19 protein-coding genes are annotated in these 23,274 nt (G+C 50.9%); 14 read left to right on the top strand and 5 right to left on the bottom strand.

From position 1 onward, the window contains the following. Positions 1–99 precede the first annotated feature (99 nt). Together H6750_20265 and H6750_20260 are read left to right on the top strand one after the other, a co-directional pair. Positions 100–513, top strand: a complete 414-nt coding sequence (locus H6750_20265; GenBank protein MCB9776649.1) for a response regulator — start codon at positions 100–102, stop codon at positions 511–513. Positions 514–672: 159 nt separating this feature from the next. Next, on the top strand, positions 673–1,773 hold the full coding sequence (locus tag H6750_20260; protein ID MCB9776648.1) for a mechanosensitive ion channel: 1,101 nt from the start codon (positions 673–675) through the stop codon (positions 1,771–1,773). 74 nt (positions 1,774–1,847) lie between these two features. On the opposite strand, the gene H6750_20255 is transcribed toward H6750_20260, so the two are convergent. Both H6750_20255 and H6750_20250 read right to left on the bottom strand, forming a co-directional pair. Beyond that, complete coding sequence (locus H6750_20255) at positions 1,848–2,261, bottom strand: CBS domain-containing protein (GenBank protein MCB9776647.1); 414 nt, start codon at positions 2,259–2,261, stop codon at positions 1,848–1,850. A gap of 122 nt (positions 2,262–2,383) precedes the next feature. Further along, positions 2,384–3,154, bottom strand: a complete 771-nt coding sequence (locus H6750_20250) for an iron-containing redox enzyme family protein (protein MCB9776646.1) — start codon at positions 3,152–3,154, stop codon at positions 2,384–2,386. Positions 3,155–3,939: 785 nt separating this feature from the next. On the opposite strand from H6750_20250, the gene H6750_20245 reads away from it, so the two are divergent. The 4 genes from H6750_20245 to H6750_20230 all read left to right on the top strand — a co-directional run bounded on the left by H6750_20245 (position 3,940) and on the right by H6750_20230 (position 10,589). Then, a complete protein-coding gene (locus H6750_20245; protein ID MCB9776645.1) occupies positions 3,940–4,251 on the top strand; it encodes a hypothetical protein in 312 nt (103 codons plus the stop codon). Positions 4,252–4,884: 633 nt separating this feature from the next. After that, complete coding sequence (locus tag H6750_20240) at positions 4,885–8,085, top strand: transglycosylase domain-containing protein (GenBank protein MCB9776644.1); 3,201 nt, start codon at positions 4,885–4,887, stop codon at positions 8,083–8,085. Positions 8,086–8,735: 650 nt separating this feature from the next. Next, positions 8,736–9,353, top strand: coding sequence for a DUF4398 domain-containing protein (locus H6750_20235; GenBank protein ID MCB9776643.1), 618 nt, complete (start codon positions 8,736–8,738; stop codon positions 9,351–9,353). A 3-nt stretch (positions 9,354–9,356) separates the two neighbouring features. Further along, positions 9,357–10,589 carry a L,D-transpeptidase gene (locus tag H6750_20230; protein MCB9776642.1) on the top strand — a complete coding sequence of 411 codons (1,233 nt, stop codon included), beginning with the start codon at positions 9,357–9,359 and terminating at the stop codon, positions 10,587–10,589. On the opposite strand, the gene H6750_20225 is transcribed toward H6750_20230, so the two are convergent. Then, positions 10,586–11,194 (bottom strand): hypothetical protein, encoded by a 609-nt coding sequence (locus tag H6750_20225; protein MCB9776641.1) that lies wholly within the window; start codon positions 11,192–11,194, stop codon positions 10,586–10,588. The genes H6750_20230 and H6750_20225 overlap by 4 nt on opposite strands. Here H6750_20225 and H6750_20220 point away from each other — a divergent pair. Then, entirely contained in the window at positions 11,193–13,160 is a 1,968-nt protein-coding gene (locus tag H6750_20220; protein MCB9776640.1) for a S8 family serine peptidase, read from the top strand. The two genes, H6750_20225 and H6750_20220, sit on opposite strands and share 2 nt — an antisense overlap. Positions 13,161–13,616: 456 nt before the next feature. Continuing rightward, positions 13,617–14,183, top strand: a complete 567-nt coding sequence (locus H6750_20215; GenBank protein MCB9776639.1) for a TIGR00645 family protein — start codon at positions 13,617–13,619, stop codon at positions 14,181–14,183. 3 nt (positions 14,184–14,186) lie between these two features. On the opposite strand, the gene H6750_20210 is transcribed toward H6750_20215, so the two are convergent. Continuing rightward, positions 14,187–15,626, bottom strand: a complete 1,440-nt coding sequence (locus tag H6750_20210; protein ID MCB9776638.1) for an amino acid permease — start codon at positions 15,624–15,626, stop codon at positions 14,187–14,189. 443 nt (positions 15,627–16,069) lie between these two features. Here H6750_20210 and H6750_20205 point away from each other — a divergent pair, with 443 nt between their 5' ends. The 5 genes from H6750_20205 (at position 16,070) to H6750_20185 (ending at position 20,739) form a co-directional block, all read left to right on the top strand. After that, complete coding sequence (locus tag H6750_20205; GenBank protein ID MCB9776637.1) at positions 16,070–16,849, top strand: YkgJ family cysteine cluster protein; 780 nt, start codon at positions 16,070–16,072, stop codon at positions 16,847–16,849. A gap of 684 nt (positions 16,850–17,533) precedes the next feature. Next, the gene (locus tag H6750_20200) at positions 17,534–18,199 is read left to right on the top strand and encodes a hypothetical protein (GenBank protein ID MCB9776636.1); all 666 of its coding nucleotides are present in this window, start codon (positions 17,534–17,536) and stop codon (positions 18,197–18,199) included. 14 nt (positions 18,200–18,213) lie between these two features. Continuing rightward, entirely contained in the window at positions 18,214–19,425 is a 1,212-nt protein-coding gene (locus H6750_20195) for a L,D-transpeptidase family protein (GenBank protein ID MCB9776635.1), read from the top strand. Between the two features lies 1 nt (position 19,426). Further along, positions 19,427–20,065, top strand: a complete 639-nt coding sequence (locus tag H6750_20190) for a L,D-transpeptidase (protein MCB9776634.1) — start codon at positions 19,427–19,429, stop codon at positions 20,063–20,065. Positions 20,066–20,223: 158 nt separating this feature from the next. Further along, positions 20,224–20,739 (top strand): hypothetical protein, encoded by a 516-nt coding sequence (locus H6750_20185; GenBank protein MCB9776633.1) that lies wholly within the window; start codon positions 20,224–20,226, stop codon positions 20,737–20,739. Between the two features lie 387 nt (positions 20,740–21,126). Here the strand turns inward: H6750_20185 and H6750_20180 are convergent, their stop codons facing one another. After that, on the bottom strand, positions 21,127–21,822 hold the full coding sequence (locus H6750_20180; GenBank protein MCB9776632.1) for an arginine N-succinyltransferase: 696 nt from the start codon (positions 21,820–21,822) through the stop codon (positions 21,127–21,129). A 232-nt stretch (positions 21,823–22,054) separates the two neighbouring features. Here H6750_20180 and H6750_20175 point away from each other — a divergent pair, with 232 nt between their 5' ends. After that, positions 22,055–22,873 (top strand): M48 family metallopeptidase, encoded by an 819-nt coding sequence (locus tag H6750_20175; GenBank protein MCB9776631.1) that lies wholly within the window; start codon positions 22,055–22,057, stop codon positions 22,871–22,873. Positions 22,874–23,274 lie beyond the last annotated feature (401 nt).

Raw genomic sequence — 23,274 nt, 5'->3', positions numbered from 1 at the left:
TGTCGGGGCAGAAAGACCATATCTCTGTATGCGAGGCGTCAAGGAGGATTTGCCATGAACACGAATTACGTACCAGACACGACTCAACGAACCGCAGGAATGTTTTCCGGCCAGAGCTATCGGGGCGGAGTCCTGGTCGTTGATGATGAAGCCGCTATTTGCAAAGTCGTTCGAATGGCATTGGAAAAAGACGGCTATTACGTGGTGGACGCGGAAGACGGCGCGCAAGCCATCCGTATTCTCAACGAAGGAGAACATCCGGTGGCGATTGATGTCATCATCACGGATATTCGGATGCCCACTATCAATGGCATAGAAGCCATAAAATATTTTCAACGGGAATACCCCAGCCTGCCGTTGATCGTCCTGACCGGGTTTCCCGATATCGATCTGGCCACGCAGCTCATGAAACAAGGAATAATTGATTATTTGGTCAAACCGGTCGATCGGAAAAAACTACACACCGCCGTGGCCGATGCCATAGCCTCACGACATCTTAACTGGTTTGCCTAAAGTTGTTTTGGCATTATTTCGGGTGTTCTCAAGGGAGAACCTTGCACTCACGCTACTAGGCAGAGACAGGAATTCGAAGAGGACGCTTTTTAGCATCGGTTCTTCCCGTTCATTCTTTTTCTTTTTTGGCTTTATCCCACCCGCAAATTCGGGCATAATGTGGCGTACAGTCTGCTTAACATTATGGCCCTTCTTGACCATTTTATTGATACCCTCCCGAAATTTTTCCCAATTTTACTCGTCCTCGCACTGGTCAGTACAGGTTTATGGGTGGCCCATTGGTTCTTCTTCCGCCGAAATGGCGGACTGAAGGAGGAAGACCGATTTTCAGCCCGTGTAGGAATGTTGCTGCTGGTGGGCATCGGAGTTGTTCTTATTCTCCTGGCCCTTCCTCTCGACAAAGAAACTCACAAAGAGCTTTTCCAGTTATTGGCGCTGCTGATCACAGCGGTCATTACCCTTTCTTCCACGACCTTCGTCTCGAATGCCCTGGCAGGCTTTATGTTGAAGGGGATGAAAAGTTTTCGGTTGGGTGATTTTCTTCGCGTGGAAAATCAATTCGGACGGGTCACAGAACGAGGCTTGTTTCACACGGAAATACAAACAGAAGAACGCGACCTCACGACTCTTCCCAACTTATTTTTAGTTTCTCATCCGATTACCGTCCTTCGTTCCTCAGGCACGATTGTCTCCGCCACGGTGTCGTTAGGATATGATATCTCCCACAAGACCATTGAAAAACTCTTATCGGATGCCGCCCTTGCCGCCAAACTCAAAGACCCGTTTGTCCATATTATGGAACTTGGGGATTATTCGGTCACCTATCGAGTGTCCGGGTTTTTAAGTGAGGTCAAGCAATTGCTCAGTGCACGATCGAACCTTCGCGCACAAATACTCACCACGCTGCATGGTGCGGGAATCGAAATTGTTTCCCCTGTGGTCATGAATCAACGCCGGTTGGAGGATGGCATTCGGGTTTTGCCCCCCCAATCTTCCGAATTGCCGCATGCAGAAGAAAAGATGGTGGAGAGTAATCCTGAATCACTGATCTTTGACAAAGCCGATGTCATGGCACAGATCGAAGCACTAAAAGAGCAACGTGAAGCAATTCGGGAGGAAATTACTGTATTGGAAGCTCAAGCCAAATCAAAAAAAGAACACATCGGCCCCTGGATTGAACAACGGATAACGCGCATTCGACAGGAAGAAGAGCGTCTCTCCCTCCAGATTCAACAAGCCGAAGCAGCAAAAATCGAGTAAGTTTAACAGAAATACCTCATCACCAGTCATCATTTCAGAGATCCTAAAATTTTCCTGATTAGGGATAAGCAAGTTCACCTATCCTCTTCAGGTATCTTGAGGTCCTTCGCAACGGTTTTAAAATAGGCCAAAAGGTCTCGCACCGATATAATACCGACGATGTTTCCATTTTCTCCGGTGACAGCCAAATGGCGTATTTTCCGATCGGCCATGAGATCCCGGGCATAATGGACAGACATATTTCTGTCTACGGTGATGATCGGGCTGGACATCAGTTCCTTCACCTTCAAGCGTTCAACTTGGGCAGGGTGTTCAGCGACCGCGCGCACGACATCCGTTTCAGTCACGATTCCGGAAAATTCAGACTCCTGCTTAACCAACAAGGAACCAATCCGCTGGTTATGCATATGTGTCGCCGCTTCCTGAATACTGGCATCTTCAGTCACAAAACTCAGATTCCGTGTCATGAATTGCCCAATCGTGGCCATGTCTTTTCCCTCCTGCTTCAAAATTGGAAAAGTCTATTGTGGAGGAAATGTCAGAAAAGATCCAGATTAAAATCATTTCCGTCTTCCATTAATCTTTAATCATAGCAAGCGAAACGCTCGCCTTATCGGCGGATTTCACTCTCGTTTTTCTTTAATCCACAAGCACGGGCCACTCCATCACGATAGCGCAGCCAGAGGGCCAGTGTTTTTTGGGTCGCGGCCAGGATTTCATCTTGATGGGAACGAGTACCGGCATAGCGAACCACCATCGCATAGGCATCATGACGATGACCGGTCTCAACCATTTGATGCGCTCGGATAAGATCCATGGCTTGGTGCGAGACCCCCTGATATTGAACCAGGGGATGATGTGCAATCTTTTCGTGAATATGCCGGGGAGCTTTGGATTTAACCGGAAGGAAGAGTTCCTGTCGATCATTGACGCTGCCTTCGACAAAGATCGTGAAAACGGCAGCGCTTAAAACCCAATCAGAACTACTAGAAATCCGGTCCAACCAGGACCGATAGCGCTGGGTGGCAGGCAATAACCGAATCTCCTCAAATTCGCGTGAGCGAAATCCTAAACCCTGCATCATTCTCAAAAAGAGTTCAGGATGTGAAGTCCCCAATGATAGCATCCCGGTATCTTCCTCATAAATATTTTCGGCTAACATTTTTCGGACTTCTAACGGAGGATTTTGCCCATGAATACGCGCCAGAAAAACGGGGAAGTCCCGGACATAGACGGCATACTCTTGTTGATAATGAATTTTGAGTTGCGCCTTGGAGATGGTTGGCCCAACGAATTGAGACCAGGCCCAATGATGCTTCTGAGTCATGAGATTCAGCAATTTCAGACGAAATTGCGCTGAAGATAGTTTTTGGCTGGACATCCCGTATGTCTTGTTAATGATTCGGTGAATTATTAATCCAACAATGCTCAGACCGAATTCAACTTAATAACCAATCGGATTTCAATAGATTTTCTGGAGTTTTTGACTTTTGCGGGATTGTCAACCACAAATTCAGTGGTTGAATTATGATTTCTGACTCATGGAAAGATCTTTCCCCAAAAAAGAAAATATTGTTGTGAGCCGATTGCACCACTTATCCTTAAAAAGAAATTAAAGAAGAAAGTATGCACATCTCATAATAAAAACTGACAATTACAACTCAAACTAAATCAAATTCAATGTCACTACCCCCCATCCTTTTTTTCTGGATTAGGGGAATCAAGGACCCAACATCATAAAAATAGCACAAAAAGAACCAAGATCTGAAAATTTTTGTCAGGCAACGATAATGAGAGGCATTCTACAAAATGTGCCAAGTTGAATTAGAAGAGAAAGGCAGGGAAATACTGAATTCGTCGAAAACCTTTTTCACGTTCGTGGCACTTCACCTCAGATATACTTAAGCTTATCTTGATGCTTAACAATAAATGAATCATTCTTTGCTAATGGTAAAAAACAGTGACCGTATCCAGCCATTTCAGAAATCGAGCATATTCCGGTTGGAAATTTAGTGCTCAAAACTTATTGAATCATCAAGACTTTAGGCACCAAACCCTGAAGAGAACGAAATGTGGCAACACGTTTGCTTTTGCCTACTTTAAGTAACGGGCAATCGGATTAATGCCCTGAAAGTATCAACCGTCAACACACGGAGGGATCAACCAATGATGTATGTGGATAGCCGGTACATAAGTCTGGCTCGCAAAAGCGAATTATTACACCATGAGCACGCCATGAACCAATTACGCAGACAGGTGGCACAACTCTCAAAAGCAGTTGCGTGGGAATTGGAACAACACCACTCTCATCTCAAGGAACTCCAACAGCTGGAAGATACTCTTACTGGTAAAAGCCAGCCCGCACACGCTACTCAGCCGAACTCTGAGCCAACTCCCTCTACTACCGGCAGATGGACTAAGCAGCGAAAACACAACCTCCGGTCTTTTCAAAAACCAGTGGCTGAACTCGTCGGATAGTCTTTCCCCGTTTAAAGTTCATCACCTGACCCACGGAATTTCCGTGGGTCACCTCTTTTCCCTCCTCAGGTTCCTCCCAAGACGCCATAGGCAAAAGCTTCAGCCATTCCCTTCACACAGGCCCCCAAAAACTAGGTTTGGCCCACTTTCTTCTCCCTGACGACATGATGAGGTCGCTGGAAACCCCTATACGCATATTTTCCCATAGGGAAGAGATCCAGAGGCCTCCAACTCAATGGGGAGAACTCGCATTGTGCGAACGCAGATTGGTTATTCACCTATCGCCCTGCTTTACACTAACTGCCTGTGACTTCCTCTTTCCCAACACACTGCCTCCTTTTTCTCAACCCACAGCCTTTTGTCCACAATCCGGATTTAACCTAGACAATTTGTCCTGTTTGGAAAGCACATCCACCAACAACTGTAAACATTCTGGCGCACAATTTATCAAGTTCACCCAGATGAATTTTTACTAACTTGGCTCACCAATTCACTTTTTTAATCAAATGAATCTGCTCCGTTATCACACGTGGCCATACCGGGCAGCTTAGGTAATCCGGAAAGCCTTCGTACATTTTTTGCACATTTGTATTTCGAAACATTTAGCTAGTGCGGGTTACGTTCCTATATCACATGTCCATGCTCTTTTACATACAGTCCGGGCCATTCCGTAAACCGGCGACGTTTTTGGCATCTCTTCTCCAATCAAGAAAGGCCCTGACCTTTCCCCCTATTGCCCCTTGGGTGGGCGCTGAAACCACACCTGGTAATTCCCAACAAATCGAGAAATGGCGAAACCTGGGTCGTCTCATCCAATGCCTTCGCCCCCCTTATCAAACCACGCATATTGTCTTCCTGGCCACATTGACTTTTTTGGGCTGGGCAATATTTGAACTGAACACTTCCTGGCTGCAATCCCGTCTATTTCATACAATTTCCGCTCAACTAACCTCCCCGGTACAACCGGGCCCCTCCCCACTCACGGTGTTTCCCTCATCAGGCCCCTTGGACGAACGCCGCGGGTATACCCGACTCCCCGCTATCCTTTCGAAGCTCCAAAAGAAAGGATTCGTGATTCAGGCGCAAGCCCATCCATCGGCTGAACTCAAGACCATTTCCGATCTGGGAATCTCTCCCATCTATCGGGAAAAGACTCAGAGCGGGTTACGCATTGTGGATAGTCATGGACAGGACCTGTTTCAACTTTCTGACCCCAAGCAGGTCTTTCCCAATTTTGAGGCGATTCCCCCTTTGTTGGTTCAAACCCTGCTTTTCATTGAAAATCGAGAATTACTTGATCCCTGCTGTCCCTATGCCAATCCGGCCGTTGAATGGGACCGGTTAGGGCAAGCATTCCTCACGCAAGGTATCCGGTTGGTGAAAAACGACCAGAACGTTCCTGGGGGAAGCACTTTGGCTACGCAATTGGAGAAGTTCCGGCATTCTCCCCGAGGCCAAACCTCCTCCCTTCAGGAAAAAGCCAAACAGGTAACGGCCGCCAGTCTCCGGATTTATCACGACGACATACGCACGCAAGAAGCTCAAAAACATTTGGTCCTGGATTATATGAATTCATTCCCGCTTGGCGCGTATCCTGGTGCCGGGGAGATCCATGGATTCGGTGATGGACTATCGGCCTGGTTTCACATGGACCTCAGCCGGTTTGACCAGATTCTGGCTGGCGCTGACCCGACATCTTTGGAAAAAATGGCCTTGGCGGCAGCCACCTACAAAAAAGGAGTCAGTCTCCTCCTCGCTCTCAGGCGACCCTCCTATTACCTCACACACATTGATGCCCTGAACGAGAAAACCAATACTTACCTTCGCCTCCTGACACAGGCCGGGATTATTTCCCCTGCTTTGCGGGACCTCGCACTGATTTATCCCTTGGTCTTTGCGCCAGCATCATCAAGGATTTCAAGCAACACCTCCTTTCAGGATCAAAAGGCACCAAATTTCATACGCGCCCATTTACAAAATTTATTAGGGCTTCCAAGTCTTTATGCCTTGGACCATATGGACGCCACCGTGGAAACTACCCTGGACCGCGATCTCCAATTCCGAGCGACTACCCTCCTACAACACCTGGCAGATCCCGTCTTTATGACAGACTCCCAACTGACGCAACCGCATCTGCTTGCTCAAGGGAATCCGGCGGATATCATTTATAGCCTGACTCTCTATGAGCGAACTCCCCACGGCAATCTCCTTCGAGTGCAAACCGATACCCTCAATCAGCCATTGGATCTGAATCAGGGCTCAAAAATGGATTTGGGTTCCACAGCCAAACTTCGTACCCTGGTCACTTATCTGGAAGCCATTGAACGCCTCCATCACGCGTATGCGGGTCACCCCCCACAAAAGCTCTTGGAGCTCAACCAGCAATCCCTGGACCCACTTAGCCGGTGGACATTAACCTATCTGCAGACTTCTTCAGACCAATCCCTTTCCGGGATATTAAAAGCCGCCCTCGATCGACAGTATTCAGCGAGTCCAAACGAACGGTTTTGGACTGGGGGCGGGCTTCATACCTTTGCCAATTTCAACAAAGCCGACAACGGGAAACTGTTTACTGTCAGAGAAGCTTTTCATCACTCCGTGAATTTAGTCTTTATCCGCTTAATGCGGGATCTCGTCCAGTATCACACTTTCGCCATACCTGGATCGACCGCGATGGTCCTTAAAGACCCTCTCAATCCCATACGCCGGCAATACCTACAAAAATTCGCCCAACAGGAAGGTCGAATTTTTCTCTATCGTTTCTTCGAAAAATACAAAGGACTTTCGGCGGAAGAAGCCTGGCAGCTGGTGCTTTCCCAAACTCGGCTCACACCGCTCCGACTGGCTGTCCTCCTCCGCTCGATCGAACCTGAGCAGGATGTCCGGGCCTTCACCACATCTCTGCGACAAACATTTCCAACCATCAAGCTTTCCCCCGAGCAAGCCGACCGGCTTTTTACGCAGACTGATCCCCGCGTGCTCAGCCTTGCTGATCGAGGTTATGTCGCCCGCATCCATCCACTCGAATTGTGGACGGTTGCATTTCTCCGGCAACATCCCGATTCCGGCAAATCCGAACTCGCCCGCGCCAGTGAGCAGGAGTTGTTGGAGGTGTATGCCTGGTTATTTAAGACTCATCGCAAAGCGGCACAGGATAGTCGGATTCGACTGATTCTGGAACAAGAGGCATTCATGGAAATCCACAAAGCCTGGAAACGGGTCGGATATCCCTTTGCCACATTAGTCCCGTCGTTAGCTACCGCAATTGGGAGTTCCGCCGACCGCCCTGCGGCTTTAACCGAACTTATGGGTATTCTGGTCAACGAGGGAAGAAAAATCCCCACAGTGACAATTCGGCAACTGCACTTTGCAGAAGGAACCCCGTTTGAAACACTTGTCGTACCTCAAGAACCAGACCGGGAACAGACTTTGAACCCGCTGGTCGCTCAAATTCTTCGTCAGGAACTTATCGAAGTGGTGGAACATGGTACAGCGATCGGCGCCAAAGGCGCCTTGCCACCCACAAAGGGTATGACCATCTCGATCGGTGGGAAAACCGGAACCGGGGATCATCGTCAAAAAGTGTATGAACGAGGCTATCGATTAATTGAATCCCGCCCCATCGCCCGAACAGCCACATTTGTATTTCTCATTGACGACCGTTTTTTTGGAACCATCACGGCCCAGGTATCAGGTCCGCATTCTGGGGATTTCAGCTTTACAAGCAGTTTACCCGTCCGCATCTTTCGCTTATTTGCACCGCATCTCCACGCCTATGTCATCCCTCACACCTTAGAAGCCAAATCCCCGCAACCCTTTCAGCCACGGAGTTAATCATTCTGGCCGTCACCTGCTATCAGGCTGAACTTCATATCTGCCCAAGCCTCTCCTTTTCATCCAACCTTGAAAGTTTGGATGAGATCGTCGCTTGAATAAGATTTGCCCTGAGTGTGAGTCCAACGGGCCGGTGTTACGTTGGACCTCTCCCCCAACCAACATCACACCGACCACTAGCTTTTGTAGGTCCTGGCAATTATGTAGTGGTTCGTTCACTGACTAGTTTAAAGAAATTCACGGACAAAGTTTCTTTTCTCAGACATGATGTCCATGGTTAACCTCGCATGCTTCAGACCTTTGCCTGATTTTGCATGCCAAAATGGGTCTTTTAGCCGTCCATTCTTCTTATTCTCGTCTTTTGTGGTCACAATCCTTTGGCATCTTCTTTGCTCATTAAATCTATACTTGAAGAAAAGGCCGCTCAGGAAACAGGAAGGGAACGAAAGAACTCACGCCTCTTGTATCTGAAATGTCTTACCCAAACATTCCGCAGATAAACCAACGCGGGACTTTCCAGACAAATCAGCGGGATTCATGAACGAGGCAGGGAATTCACTCCTTTGACCAACCATGGGCCAGGCTCGTACAACCATAACCAACGGGGAGGGAATCTTCTCTCTCACTCATAAAGGAGGAAATTGACAAACATGGGAAACGTGATTCAATTATTGAAAACGGGTACGCTCGTATTGGCATTAGGCACCATGCTTATGGCCTGCGCCGAAAAACCCATTCAAGGGACTGACTCGGCCTTGCAAGCCCTTCAGGCTGCCAAGCAAGCCGGCGCGGAGAAATATGCTCCTGAATCCTTGCGTGTTGCGGAGGACGAATATCAAAAAGCCCAGGAAGAAATCGCAGCGCAGGACGATACATTTGTCATGACCCGCAACTATGATGCGGCGAATGCCATCTTAGTAAAGGTCGTAGCGGATGCCGAAAAAGCCAAAACCGAAGCCATCGCAAGCAAACAAATGGTGAAGACCGAGGCGGAAGGTGCCGTGGTACTCGCCAAAACCTCATTAGAGGAAGCCAAAAATCAGTTGGCGCAAGCGCCAACGGGCAAGGGAACCCAGGCCGATTTGCAAGCCTTACGTGGCGATCTACAAGCCGCAGAAACCACATTTGCTGAAATTGACGCCATTATGGCCATGGAAGACTTTATAGGAGTCAAGGCTAAAGCCGAATCCGTTCAAGCCTTAGCAGCCCGCGTGAATGAACAGGTCGCACAGGCCATTCAGAAGACAGGAAAACACAAGAAGGCCTAACACATGCGAGGATGGGGCTCTGGCCGACAACCAGCCAAACGACCAGCCGTTTGGCTGGCGGCTGGAGCTCTCATCATGCTTTCTTTCCTGATTGTTGCCTGGTGGCAGGCAGATCGCCTTCCCGAAGTCTTCCCATCTCAGCTTGAATCCCTTGACCGCCAGGCTTGGAGCCTTGGGGCGGAAGCCTATTTCCCGGAACGATATCGCGCATTTCACCTGGACATCATCACGCTTCGAACGCAATGGCGGAGAGAACAAGCACGTTGGTGGCCCACCACCGACACCTATACGCTTCAGGCAGCCTACCAAAACATGCTGCAAGAAGGCTCGACCCTTCTTAAAGCCTCCACACACCAAAAATTCACCCGGCACCAGCAACTGACAACTGCCCTGGAGACGGAACGTCGCCAAGTCACCCGTCTCCGTGCATTAACCGGTATATTTGATGTTCGACGAAACCTACGGAACCTATCGGTAACAGAGGGATTGCTGAATCAGGCAGACTCTCGACTCGCAGAAGACAGCGGCAAGCAAGCGCATATTCTCCTTAGACAAGCAAGAGAATCTCTTGCACCCATCGAGGGTCAAGCCATTTCCCAAATGAAACGGTATGGGACCGTCTCACAACTGGCCAAATGGAACCATTGGGTCGCCAACACCCTGGATTGGTCTTCAAGGACAGGTGGCACGGCTATCGTGGTCATTAAAGCCTCCCGCCATCTCATAGTCTATCGGAATGGAAAACCCCTTCGCCGTTTTTCTATTGATCTCGGCTTTTCAGGACTTCAGGACAAGTTGCAGGAAGGGGACGGCGCGACTCCGGAGGGACAGTTTCGTATCCTGCAGAAGAAAGGACCGGGATTCACCAAATTTCATAAAGCCCTCTTACTCAATTACCCAACCAATGCCCATCGTCAACGCTTCCTGGAAGCCAAGAGCAAGGGAGGCTTGCCGGCACATCGCGGAATCGGAGGCCTCATTGAAATTCATGGCCAACAACCTGATGGCAACAGCACGACGAATGGCTGCGTCGCTCTCCTTAATGCAGATATGGATGCCGTCTTTCATCTTGCTGAAGAAGGGACTCCGGTGACAATCGTCGGAGCCTTGCAACCGGACAATTGGGTGGTAAAAGCGCTTGGCGAAATCACCAACCATGCCCGCCAACGAATCCCCCTCCCTTCAGATTCCCCTACCGTCCGATATCGACACGATTATTCGAAGAAAGCCCTTTAAGGTGGTGCATTCGACGGGGGACCATTGGATGACCGGCCCACCCGCCTCATCAACATCTGCGGTTCGACGAGTTCCACATCGTTGAGATCACGCAACTTTGCAATACCATTAAGCGACGTGGCAATATTTCCATCCTGACTTCGAAGCCATGCGGCGTGAGGTGCATAGGAAAGCGATTCACAAATGGAGAAGCCGCACGCTTCAATTTCTTTTTGCCGAACCTCGACGGAAATCTGTGGCCGGAAACGAATAAACACATTGCCGGACGGCACTCCTTGCGGACCATCGGGCTCAAGACGATAGACCGGTGTCACTATCAGGTCGGAAGGAAACTCCGACAAGGCCGAAACCTCACCTCGGCACACGTTGATGACCGGATCATTAAAAGAGTACAACACCGAAGAGTTCAAGGCCGGAGGCACTGGCCCATGAACCGCAAAGCAGTCAGATTCACGAACATAGACACGGGACAAGGCTTGGGCCTCTACCCTCATCCTTAGAGGAAAGGCAGGAAAGAGATCGTTCACAGCCATGAGCCATTCTACGAAGGAATGCGAAGCAAGTCCACGCATCATTGTGTAGTCAAACAGAAGGAGAACACCCATGCTGTCATTTCGTTATGGAGGACAAAACGGGAAAGCGTTCAAACTGAAACCCGATGAAGAGCTCGTGGTGGTGCGAACGCAGAGTCGTCGACCATTGGAAGCCGCCGCTCAGTCCACGCGAGCCCGGCAGGCATTGGACAATCTTGAGCCCGTGCACCGGTTCCACCATGCCGGCGTGGAAATCTTTCGATATCCCCAAGCCGTTCGACGCGCAAGCGCCCGAGGAGCCATCCGCACCACCATACAATCGGTAAAAGACGTCCAATTTGCCGGACGGGTCCTGGTCGATCCTCAATCAAAACAACCTGTTCTATATACCGAAAATCTTTTTGCTAAATTTGATGATGACCTGGCGGAATCCACTTGTCGGAAAATCCTAAAAGCCTCAGGACTCGGAATCAAACGGGTGTTGGAATATGCTCGCAATACCTTCTTTATCGAAGCGCCGGAGGGCACAGGACAGAAAGTGTTTGCCATAGCCGAGAGTCTCTTGCAGCATAAACATGTGGAGCTCTGCCACCCTGAACTTGTCAGACAAATGGGATGGCGCACAGCGTTCCCACAACAATGGCATTTAAAAAAGACCACGATTGATGGAACGGTCTATGATGCCCATGCCAACGTGGAGGCCGCCTGGGCACTCAGTGAGGGAGAAAATATCACTGTTGCCATCATTGATGACGGCATGGATCTTGATCACGAAGAGTTTGCCGGTTCAGGAAAACTTATCGCTCCTCGCGACGTAACACGCGCCACTGATGATCCTCGACCCGGCAGCCGGGATAATCATGGAACCGCCTGTGCGGGCGTCGCCACCGGCAACGGTTTTCATGGTGCCTCCGGAGTCGCTCCCAAAGCCCGGTTAATGGCCATCCGGTATGTATCTCCGTTAGGCTCACAAGCCGAGGCTGATGCATTTATCTGGGCCGCCCAACACGGCGCAGATGTCATTTCCTGCAGCTGGGGGCCGGAGGATGGCGCCTGGTGGGATCCACGCGATCCGCTCCATCACACCGTCGTGCCCCTGCCGGATTCCACTCGCCTCGCTATTGATTGGGCCGTCGCAAATGGACGCAATGGGAAAGGGTGTGTGATTACCTGGGCTGCCGGAAACGGCAACGAAAGTGTCGATAACGATGGTTATGCCAGTTATGAAAAAGTGATTGCCGTGGCCGCCTGTCACGCCAAAGGGAAAAGAAGTGCCTATAGCGATTTCGGCAAGGCCATTTGGTGTACCTTTCCCAGCAACGATACGATTCTCCCCATACCGGGAATCTGGACCACCGATCGCTCGGCATCCGCAGGATATAATCCCGGACAAGTCAGTCGAGGCGATGCGGCAGGCAATTATGTCAACGATTTTGGCGGCACATCAAGCGCATGTCCCGGTGTCGCAGGGGTGGCCGCCCTCATGCTCGCTCGCAACCCTTCCCTGCGATGGGATGAAGTCAAGGATCTGCTCAGACGCTCGTGTGATCAAATTGATCCAAGCGCTGGCAAATATGACACCAACGGCCATAGCACCTTATACGGGTATGGCCGGATCAATGCCAAACGCGCGGTAGAACTGGCTGCACCGGTTATTCCAACGCCTACCACTGTCCATACTTCCACCGCCATCATTCCCATTCGCGACCTTCAAACCTCACAACTCTCTCTACAAGTGGCCGAGACCACCCCGCTCACCTCCGTCAAGATCGGAGTGGATATTGAGCATTCGTATATCGGTGATTTGATCATTAAGCTGGTACCCCCCAATTCAACAGGAGTATCATCCATTGTGCTTCATAATCGAATTGGAGGCGGCACTGATAATATCCACACTACCTATGATGTCACCACGACACCGGACCTCCTGGCATTCGTCGGCAAAATTCCAAAGGGAAAATGGTCACTGACGGTTCAGGATAAAGAGAAACTTGATACCGGGCGCATCCTACAGTTCTCGGTGACACTGGTTTTCTGAGGAAGTTCACCGGCATGGGGTGTGGGAGAGCGTATGCATGCATCGGCCACCGCCTGATATGTCCGTGGCCGATGCCATCTGATATGAAAATAGAACTCCTCACGGGGACCATCTCTTAGAAAACTTGATCTGATTTCACGCTCCCAGTATATTTGCCAAACCGACCACCACATTCAAGAAAACAATTTCAGCCCTTCGCTTCAATTTCGTAGTCACCCACGTTCCGTCCCAATCTTGATCATTCCTCCTCACTTATAAAATTTCTTACCTATCAACAGTAAGTGATCAACTTGGAATGATGTGCCTTCCTTTTTTTCTCACATTACATTCTGCGCCAACGATCACTCTCAGAACGTTTAAAGAGCATTGTTTGCATGCGTTCCTAAGACGGTCATGTTCCCGGACAAACCGGAAAGCTTTACGCGTTGATTCAACATTTTTTCAAAGGAGGTTTTTATGGCCCAATCCCCGACTTCACCGGATTCTCCTCTTGGTTCCCCACCGGCAGACATTCCCCATTGGATCGAACACATATTCGAAATGGGCATTTTTGCCAGCCGGTGGATACAAGCACCCCTATATGGTGGGTTAATCCTCGCCGAAGTGCTCTATGCCTGGAAATTTTTAACCGAACTGTGGCACATGGTGCATGAAATTGGCACCCTCACCGAAACCGTGTTTATGTTAGGAATCCTCACCCTGGTGGATATCACCATGGTGGCCAATCTGCTCACCATGGTCGTCATCGGAGGATATGCGACATTTGTCAGTAAAATAAGTCTGGAGAGTCATCCTGATCGACCGGATTGGCTCAGCCATATTGACCCGGGCACGATCAAAGTGAAACTCGCAGCCTCGTTGATTGGCATTTCCAGCATTCATTTACTTAAAGCCTTCGTCAACATTGCCAATGTGCCAATTGAACACATTCAATGGCAAATCATCATTCATCTGACCTTTTTAGGCTCAGCCGTGTTGTTAGCCTGGACCGATAAAATCATGACCAAAGCCAAGAACCATTAACTGCTATGTGAATCTCGAAATATTTTTATGAGTGGCGGCTAACCGGCTGTGGCGATGGCCATAGAAGGCGTAGACCAGAAGTCCGATACATGTCCACGCCCCAAAACGAATCCAGGTAAGTGAGGGGAGAAAGAGCATAAGCCCAAAACACGATAGTGTTCCCAACACGGGGATCCATGGCATCCAGGGAAGCCGGAACGCCCGTGGATGCTCCGGTTGGGTGATACGGAGCCATAGCACACCAAGGCAGACAAGACAAAACGCAAAAAGGGTTCCAATGTTCGTCATATCAGCGGCTTCTCCGATCGGGATAAACCCAGCGAGAAGCGCGACCCCTGATCCGGTCAGGATAGTGGCCAGGGAGGGAGTCTGATACCTGGAATGAATCGTGGCCAGGCGAGGACTGAGAAGACCATCTCGAGACATCGCAAAGAAGATCCGGATTTGCCCAAGCATCATGACAAGTAATACGCCGGTAATCCCGGCCAAAGCCCCAACGGCAACCAGGGCTCCGCCCCACCGGTATCCTGCTCGGCTGAGAGCGTCTGCCACAGGTGCATGAACATCAATGGTTGTGACAGGGACTAACCCCGTCAGAACGGCTGCCACGGAGACATACATAAGCGTGCAGAATACCAGGGATACCAAGATAGCCCGAGGAATATCCTTCTGGGGGTTTCGAGCTTCTTCGGCCGCCGTCGAGACCGCATCGAACCCCACATACGCGAAAAACACAATGGCTGCGGCTGCTCCGACGCCGGATACCCCATTAGGAAGAAACGGGGTCCAATTCTCGGGGTTCACCCCTCCTGCTCCAACAGCCAGGAAGAAAAGAATGACGAAAAGTTTAACGACCACAATCACACCGGTGATCTGTGCACTTCGCTTGGTTCCCATCAAGAGTAGTCCCATCATCACAAGAGAGACGAGCACGGCCGGAAGATTGATCAGGCCACCGCTGCGGCCTGCTTCTGGAGCATGAGCCAGCAGATCCGGCAGTTCAATGCCCACCAAATTGAGAACATTGACAAAATACCCCGACCAGCCAATGGCCACAGCCGCACTCGCCACACCATATTCTAAAATCAGATTCCACCCCACTAACCAGGCAATCACTTCTCCCAACGTGGCATAGGTGTAGGAATACGCGCTACCGGCCACTGGAATCATAGAGGCAAATTCCGCATAACAGAGCGCAGCCAGCGCGCAGACCATTCCCGAACACAAAAAGGACAGGATGATGCCGGGCCCCGCACCCGGGCGATGGGAATTGCCGACCGTGGCCGTTCCTATTAAGACAAACACTCCAGTCCCAATAATGGCGCCGATCCCAAGCGCGACTAAATGCCACACGGTCAGATCCCGTCTTAACCCTAATTCATGGGAATCCTCGAGGCGGGGGTGGCTCTGTAAACGTTTCGTCCGAAAAACTGAACGTTCCATCACACGTTCAAGCATAGTTTTGGCTCGACTTTCCTTGCCAAGATGCGGTTGTTATGCCTTAAGGGGGAGAACCGGGTAAGAAAAAAGAGATTTTCATCCCTAACCACAACTCGACTATGCTATAAATATGCCTGGTGTCATCCCCCTGCCCATTTGAAGCAGAAAGACTGACTTGTACATGAATTCTTTCTTCCTTAGGAATTGAAACTCTCAAGAAAAAAGCCCGGGTATCTTGTAGGACCCATGATTCTCTTGGAATGGCGTCATGCAGAAAAGCATGCCCTCCCCCTGCATGTCAGGTGAACCCAAGCCATCAGCTTTTCCTCCACATAGGGTTTCTTCTACAATGCAACCTCCGGCTCACCTCCAGTGCAGCCACGGCCGGGCAATGAGGTCTTTTCACGGAATCTGTTTAGTTGATTGTTCCTGCATAAGATTTTCCCATGAAAACCTCCGGACCTCACGAATCCTACAACCTTGATATTCAAACACCTGTCGGTCACCTGACGGCGTCGGTTGGAGTACCGACCAGATTCATACCTATTACGGACATTATCCCCCTCATGCGATCCCTTGGAGAGCAAGCTCACCAGCTGGCCATCGACACCACCTCTCAAACCGGTGCCACCATATCCTGCCAAAAAGGCTGCGCCGCCTGCTGTCGCATGATGATTCCCGTCGCCCCTCCGGAGGCCCTTGCGCTCCTGTCGGTTGTTGAAGCCCTCCCATCTCCAAAAAAGGAGCGGTTGCTTGAGCGATTTCAGACGGCCCAAAAGACCTTGCGGGAGGCCGGCCTGGAGGAGGGGTTGCAACGACTGGCTTTTTCAGAGGATCAAGGCACCGACGAAGAATTGGAACCTCTTAATCGCGCCTATTATGCGCTTCGAATGCCCTGTCCATTTCTGGATGATGAAACCTGCTCAATCTATGAAAATCGGCCATCCGCCTGCCGGGAATTGCTGGTCACTTCCCCTGCGGAACTTTGCCAAGACTTGATAGGAAACCCCATCCAACTGATCCCTTCCCCGTTTCGAATCGGGACGGTCCTGAGCAAACTTTGGACGGATTGTCATCAGGGCCCGGTTCGTCTGATTCCCCTCCCCTTTGCACTGGACTGGGCTACCGTCCATAAGAGCCAGAATACCCGAACTTGGGCCGGGCCTGAACTGCTGAGCCGGGCCTTGGATGCCGCCGCGCAATATTTACAACGCCAATCCCCATAAAAGGCACAAAGCACCTTTGGTTTCATCCACGAATCAAAAGTCCTTCGTGCAGGCTTACAAGACATCAACCAGCACCGGCAAAATGAATAGTGGGTGGGATTCAACCCTCTCCTTTTAAGCCGGAAATCATTCCCGGACTTCCATCGAAACGCCGGAACATATTTCACAGAACCACTCCAAATCTGAACCAGAATTTTCAGGAAAAATGGACAAGATTTCTTTTTTTGGACAGGATGTCTCTCCGCATCATGTTATTCCAAGAAATTTCACCGCCTTATCTCAAAAAAATGCAGGAATTTCTCCTCCACAGCAGATCAAAATCTGGCATTACCTTTGCTGATCTATCGAAGAGTAGTAAGCCATGACGGCTTACCTAACCTTTAAAGGAGGTGCTACTGTGAACCAATCAAATCCAAAGGACCCCAAAAAGGGTATGCCTATCGGGAAACCGACTGCCGCCCCAAGCCCTGCCAAGCCACAGCAAAATCCGGCCAAAAAGCCAGTGGGCAAATAGGTATCCGGACGATACCCGATACCTGCAATTCACGACCTTTTACCATCAAGGAAAAGGCCCCCACCTGTTCTGGTTTTGATTCGGGCGAACAACAAGAGGGGCCGGAATGGTTCGGCCCCTCTTCCTCCTAAAAAACGATCTTCCGGAGAAATAAGGATATTTCAAAAATTGTGACTGAAAGAATCCCAATCAACCCTGGCTGGAACGCTCTCAACGGGCATAGGCCTCGAACCGTTGAATTTCCCTGGGACAGACATGTGCTTTTCCTGATCTGGCTGCTCTTGACCGGTTGCGCAGAACCGCCTATTTCCCAATTGAACGCCGCCACTCAAGCTCTTGAAGACGCGAGAATATCAGAAGCCGAACATTACGCCATTGAGAGATTCACTGCAGCAGAAACAGCATTGCGACAGGTACAACAAAAACTGGATCGACAGGGAGATCGGATGCCGCTTTTTCGTAATTATGATCCTGTCATCACCATGCTGTCGGAAGTCGTCAACAACGCCACGCAGGCTAAAATCGAAGCCATCGCCAATAAAAAGGAATCCAAAGCCAATGCCGAGGTGGCTCTTGCCTTTGCCAAACAGCATCTTCAAGATGTTCGTGCGCTCCTGGCAGACGTTTCCGCTCCCACGCCTGATCACGGGGAGCTGAACCAACTTCTACAAGCTTTTCAGGACACGGAAACCCTCCTGACTGAAATCGAATCCATTATGGCACAAGAACACTTCATCGACGTGATGACCACGTCCCACTCCGTAGAATCTTTTGCCACTCGAATTCAAGCCCAGATTATCTCCGTCAAACGGCTTGCCGCAAAGCAGCACATCTGATTATGGAGAACACTATGACCACTCCGCCAACCAGGTTTCAGTCGGCCTGGCGTCGGCGCTGGATGATAACGCTCATGCTGGTCCTGCTTCCAGCGTTGACGTTTGCCTGGTGGGGACAGACTGACTATCCCGACACGTTTCCTTCACTGGTTGAAGACCTGGACCGACAGGCGTGGGTCAACGGCGCAGAGACCCTGTTTCCTGAGCGATATCAACAATTCCATACACACGTGCTCGACCTCCGTTCCCGATGGCGGACAGAGACTAATCATTGGTGGACAACCGGGGACGCTGAACAGTTCAACCAGACCTATCAACAACTGGTGCAAGAAGGCTCTCTGCTGCTTGAAGCCTCTCGCCAAAAAATCACTGCCCTGCGCCTGGAAGTCGAGGAGCTCATTCAGCCTGAACAGGCGCAGCTCACACGGTTGCGAGCGCTTTCTCATGATTTCGACCTGGAAGATGACATGCTGGCACTGTCCCAGGCAGAAGGATTGCTTCGAGAAAGTGTGTTGCGATTAGAGCAGGGACAATACACGCAGGCCCGGTCGGCCGGAGAGCAGGCGATTGAACATCTTCTCCCCGTGGAAGTCCATGTCGTCACACAAATGAACCGCTATACAAACAAGGCCCAAATTTCCCTCTGGGAACAATGGGTCACACAGACCATACAACGATCAGTCGGCACAGCCGTCATTGTCCTCAAGGCCCCCCGTCGCCTCCTCGTCTACCAACACGGCCGGGTCGTTGCGGAGTATCCGGCACGGGTGGGATTTTCAGGATTGGCCGACAAGCTCTACGAGGGAGACGGCGCCACACCGGAAGGACAATTTCGCGTGATGCACAAAAAAGAAGGAGCGGGGACCGTCTATTACAAAGCGTTACTCTTGGACTACCCAACGAGAGCCCACCAGCAACGATTCGACGAGGCCCAAGCAAATGGCCTGGTGCCCCAGAACCGGTCAATCGGCAGCCTGATTGAAATTCATGGCGAAGATCCCAATAACGAAGAAACCACTAACGGGTGCATTGCCTTGGAAAATTCCGCGATGGATGACGTATTCGGACGGGTAAAAGTCGGAACGCCTGTCACCATTGTAGGGGCACTGAACCAGGACAATGACGTCATGACGTCCTTACACCAACTGGAAGTCCATATTCAGGAACGGAATGAACGGTGGCACAAACCTCGTACGCTTGCCGTCTCACTCGCCGGCACAGAATAAAATGGAACCCTTGATAATCCCCCCCTCACGCCAGACGTTTCTGCTAAGCCTGCTCGTCATCCTGACAACGGCACTTGGAGCTTCTCCTCCTCAGGCTCCCAAGCGAACCCCAACCGTGGTCCCGGTGACGATCCAACCCCAGGAAGAACACATCCCGTTTTATCCTTCCGCTCCCGGTCTCCTTGCCACAGCACCAAGGGGCCTCTACCTGGTGGTCGATACGGCTCAGAATCGGGTATCCCTTCGAAAGGGCAATCGAATTCTCTACAGTGCCGTGGCTTCAACCGGCAGCGGGGCACGGTTGCAAGATCCTCGCAATCCCGGGAACGGATGGGTGTTCGATACTCCGCGTGGGGTGTTTACGATTTCCAGTAAAATTAAAAATCCGGCCTGGAACAAACCCGATTGGGCCTTCATTGAAGAGGGGCAACCCATTCCGACCAAACCCAAAGACCGGATTGAAACGGGCGTGCTGGGAGATTATGCCCTTGGTTTCGGCAATGGCTATTTCATCCATGGCACGCTGTATACGCGAACGCTGGGCACCAACGTCACCCATGGCTGCATCAGACTCGGAGATGAACCCCTTGAATACGTCTTTCACCACGTGCCCCTTGGCACAACGCTGATCATCTATTGAATCCTCTCAAGTCTTGCTTCCTCCACCGGCCACTCCAAACCACCAGCTCCTACTTGGTGTGGACGCTTCTTTTCATCCTTGTCCTGGGAGATGCTTGTTCTTCCCAAAGCGGAGCTCAACAAAAAACCTCTTCTCCGCCCGTTGAACAAGAGCTGCAAATGGCAAAAACCAAATCTCTCTATTTCATCGTCGATACGGACAAGAACATCGTATTACTCAAAGCCCGTGGCATCCCCCTGCGAACATTTCCTCTGACCGGTTCCGAGTGGATCGGAGCCCCTCTCACCCACTCAACCGTACTGCACCTCCAGACGAAAGACCCCTCGGTCTCCCCCCTGCCCGTTTCTCCTCCATCAGATTCATCTCAGGAATCTCCGCCTGAAGATCCCATCACGCCATTAAACGTCAGCAACATGCCCACGCGCTATGAGCTCACTTTTCTGGAATCCATGACCATTCTGGTCCAACCGCCTCACCTCGCCTCCTTTTGGGCAAACCTGGGGCATCAAATAGCCGGCTGGGGACGACGGGTCACAGCCAGAATGGGGACCTGGATCGGTTCACACCAATACCTGGTGCTCTCACTTGATCCTGCCGAAGCGCAAGCCTTGTATTGGGCCACCATCCCGCCTATGACGTGCCTGGTAATTCCGGGAAATCCCGCAGAACAATAAAAATCCGTTCTCTCATTCAGCGAGCAATGGTTCGGTTCCTTCCAGGGCCTTGAGATTCGCCAATGGTATCCCCAAAAACATGAAAGCCCAGAAGCTGTCAACTACCCTGGGCAGGTTAACAGGAAAGGAAGGAGTTACTCACCGAAGGATTGAAGATGGCATACAAAACAACGAGGGAGACTGAACCACCACAGCAACCGGATAACGGGAACGTCAAGCCGGCAGGGAGCACCGCAACTCAAAGAGCCGGAGATGAACAGCATCCGGTTCGAAAAACCCCTTTACCTGGAGCGGCACGAACGTCGGAAAGAGGGCACGTTACTGAGATACTTGAAAACCAAAGCTATTCCAGAGGAACGATCAGGCTTGCACTCCTGACGGGGCAGACTACTCTTTCAACATGACATACAATTGACCATCCTGGATTCTCATATCCTTGATACCCTTCGAAAATTGATCCCAAAATCCCCCTGAACCACCAAATTCCTCCACCAGATTGGTATTTTTAATATCTCCCCACCAGGCACTGGGAAGCGGAATGCCTCCGAGACTAATACCCCGCATCGCCACCACAGGCTTCCCATTGGCATAACCGAGTTCCAGTCCAAAATTGAGTTTCAACATTTTTCCACCCACAAGGGGCATCTCATGATTAATCGGGACCACCAGTTGGACACTGACGAGGTCGTCCGCCATATCAACAGCCACATGTCTGGCCATATACGAATCGGTGGCAAGCAGGGCATTCACTTCCCGCTCCGTTAATTGAATCTCCCGATTCCCGTCTGTTTCACCATAGGGCACAGGTTCAAGAACCTCATCTGTTGTGGACGGGGAAGGTTGAGACACGGATGAAGAAGGGGCATCGGCTATCTGAAGCAAGTGAACCATTTTAGCATTCAGAATCTGTTGTTCCGACTCACCCAGTCGGGTCGGATGAAACAGTGTAGCATAGACGTACTGGTTCATCCACCAAACGAGACCCAACGTCGTGGCCAATACCGCAAGTCCGACAAAAAGAATAACCTGTTTCCCATTAAACTTTCGCCGCGAAACCACAACTTGGGATGTCTCAGTATTCATCGCCTCTCCCTTTCCCAGGTGACGATCATGCAGAAAACACGAATGTCGAATTCTGAATTATCAACGCTAGCCTCTCTTGGCTGGTTTGCAGTAAGCTTTCAGAGCCTCCCTATCTATTCTACCGCAAAATTATATTAGCGATACCGTTTGATTACCCCCTCGGAGAAACCAGACGATGCGATTCGGATTATTTGGGAGAAATAGGGGAATAGGTGGACGACCCCGTGCACGCATGAGTTGGAAAATGCGGCTCATCCCGCTCGTCCTATTCGCGATATACGGACTGTATTTTTACGTCTCAAACCAGGAAACCGTGCCGTTAACCGGCCGATCGCAATTGGTGGACATGACCCATGAGCAGGAAATGGCCTTGGGACTTCAGTCCTACCAAGAAATTCTCAGCCAATCCCGGGTCATTCCGGAAGGACAGGTCGTAGATCTGGTCCGAACCATCGGCCGCCGTCTGGCAACCGCGGCAGCCGATGTCGATCCCGGATTCGAATGGGAATTTAATGTCATTGACTCTCAACAGGCCAATGCGTTTGCATTACCGGGTGGAAAAACAGCCGTATATACCGGGCTCATTCCGGTGGCCGAAAACCAGAGTGGATTAGCCGTCGTCATGGGCCATGAAATCGCCCATGCCATCGCGCGGCATGGTGCCGAGCGCATGGCGCATCAAAAATTAGTCCAGATGGGGACCATAGCGGCCACGGTGGCCGTCGGCGATATGGATTACGACACACAGAGAATGGTCATGGGGGCATTAGGAGTCGGCGCTCAATATGGCGTGCTCCTCCCCTTTTCCCGCGACCACGAGTCGGAAGCCGATTACCTGGGTCTGCTGTTTGTCGCCCGGGCCTGTTTCGATCCCACGGAAGCGCCAAGACTCTGGGAGCGCATGGGAAAGGTCAGCAAAGGCAAACAGCCAGCCGAATTCGTGTCCACCCACCCCAGCCACGGGACCCGCATCAAACAATTTCAAGAATGGATTCCCGAAGCCCTCGCCCTCCGCGAAAAGCACTGCAGCACAACCAGCCAGTCTTCATGAAAATTATCTATCGAAAATATTCACAATCCTAACGACTCGCCGCTTTTCCTCCTCCGACGCCTGCTCCCTGGCCCTTGGGCGGACGCTCTCATACACCGGCAGCCCCTGTTCGAGCGCAGCGAGTTGGGCTGCCCTCCCCAAGTTCGCGTCCGCCCTCTCCGATTTTGCCAGGGAGGGCGTCACGGGTTTGGGCTACTTTTGCCCGACCAAAAGTAGCTCGGCTGCCGGGCCGAAACCCGGCAAAACTCGAACCGGCAAATCATCCCCAGGGAATAGAATGATGCGTTCAAATCTGTGAGAAATTATTCGGAAATACTATTGGGTGGAGGAAGAACTAGGAGCAAAAAATTGAAGAGCCTCCGCAAACCTCCGATAGTCTCGTTGGTCAATTTTTCCGTTGT

The sequence above is a fragment of the Nitrospiraceae bacterium genome (assembly GCA_020632595.1).
In the GTDB taxonomy this organism is placed as follows: Bacteria; Nitrospirota; Nitrospiria; order Nitrospirales; family UBA8639; genus Nitrospira_E.
The sequence above is the reverse complement of the archived record's forward strand: the minus strand, read 5'-3'. Positions and strand labels throughout refer to the sequence as shown.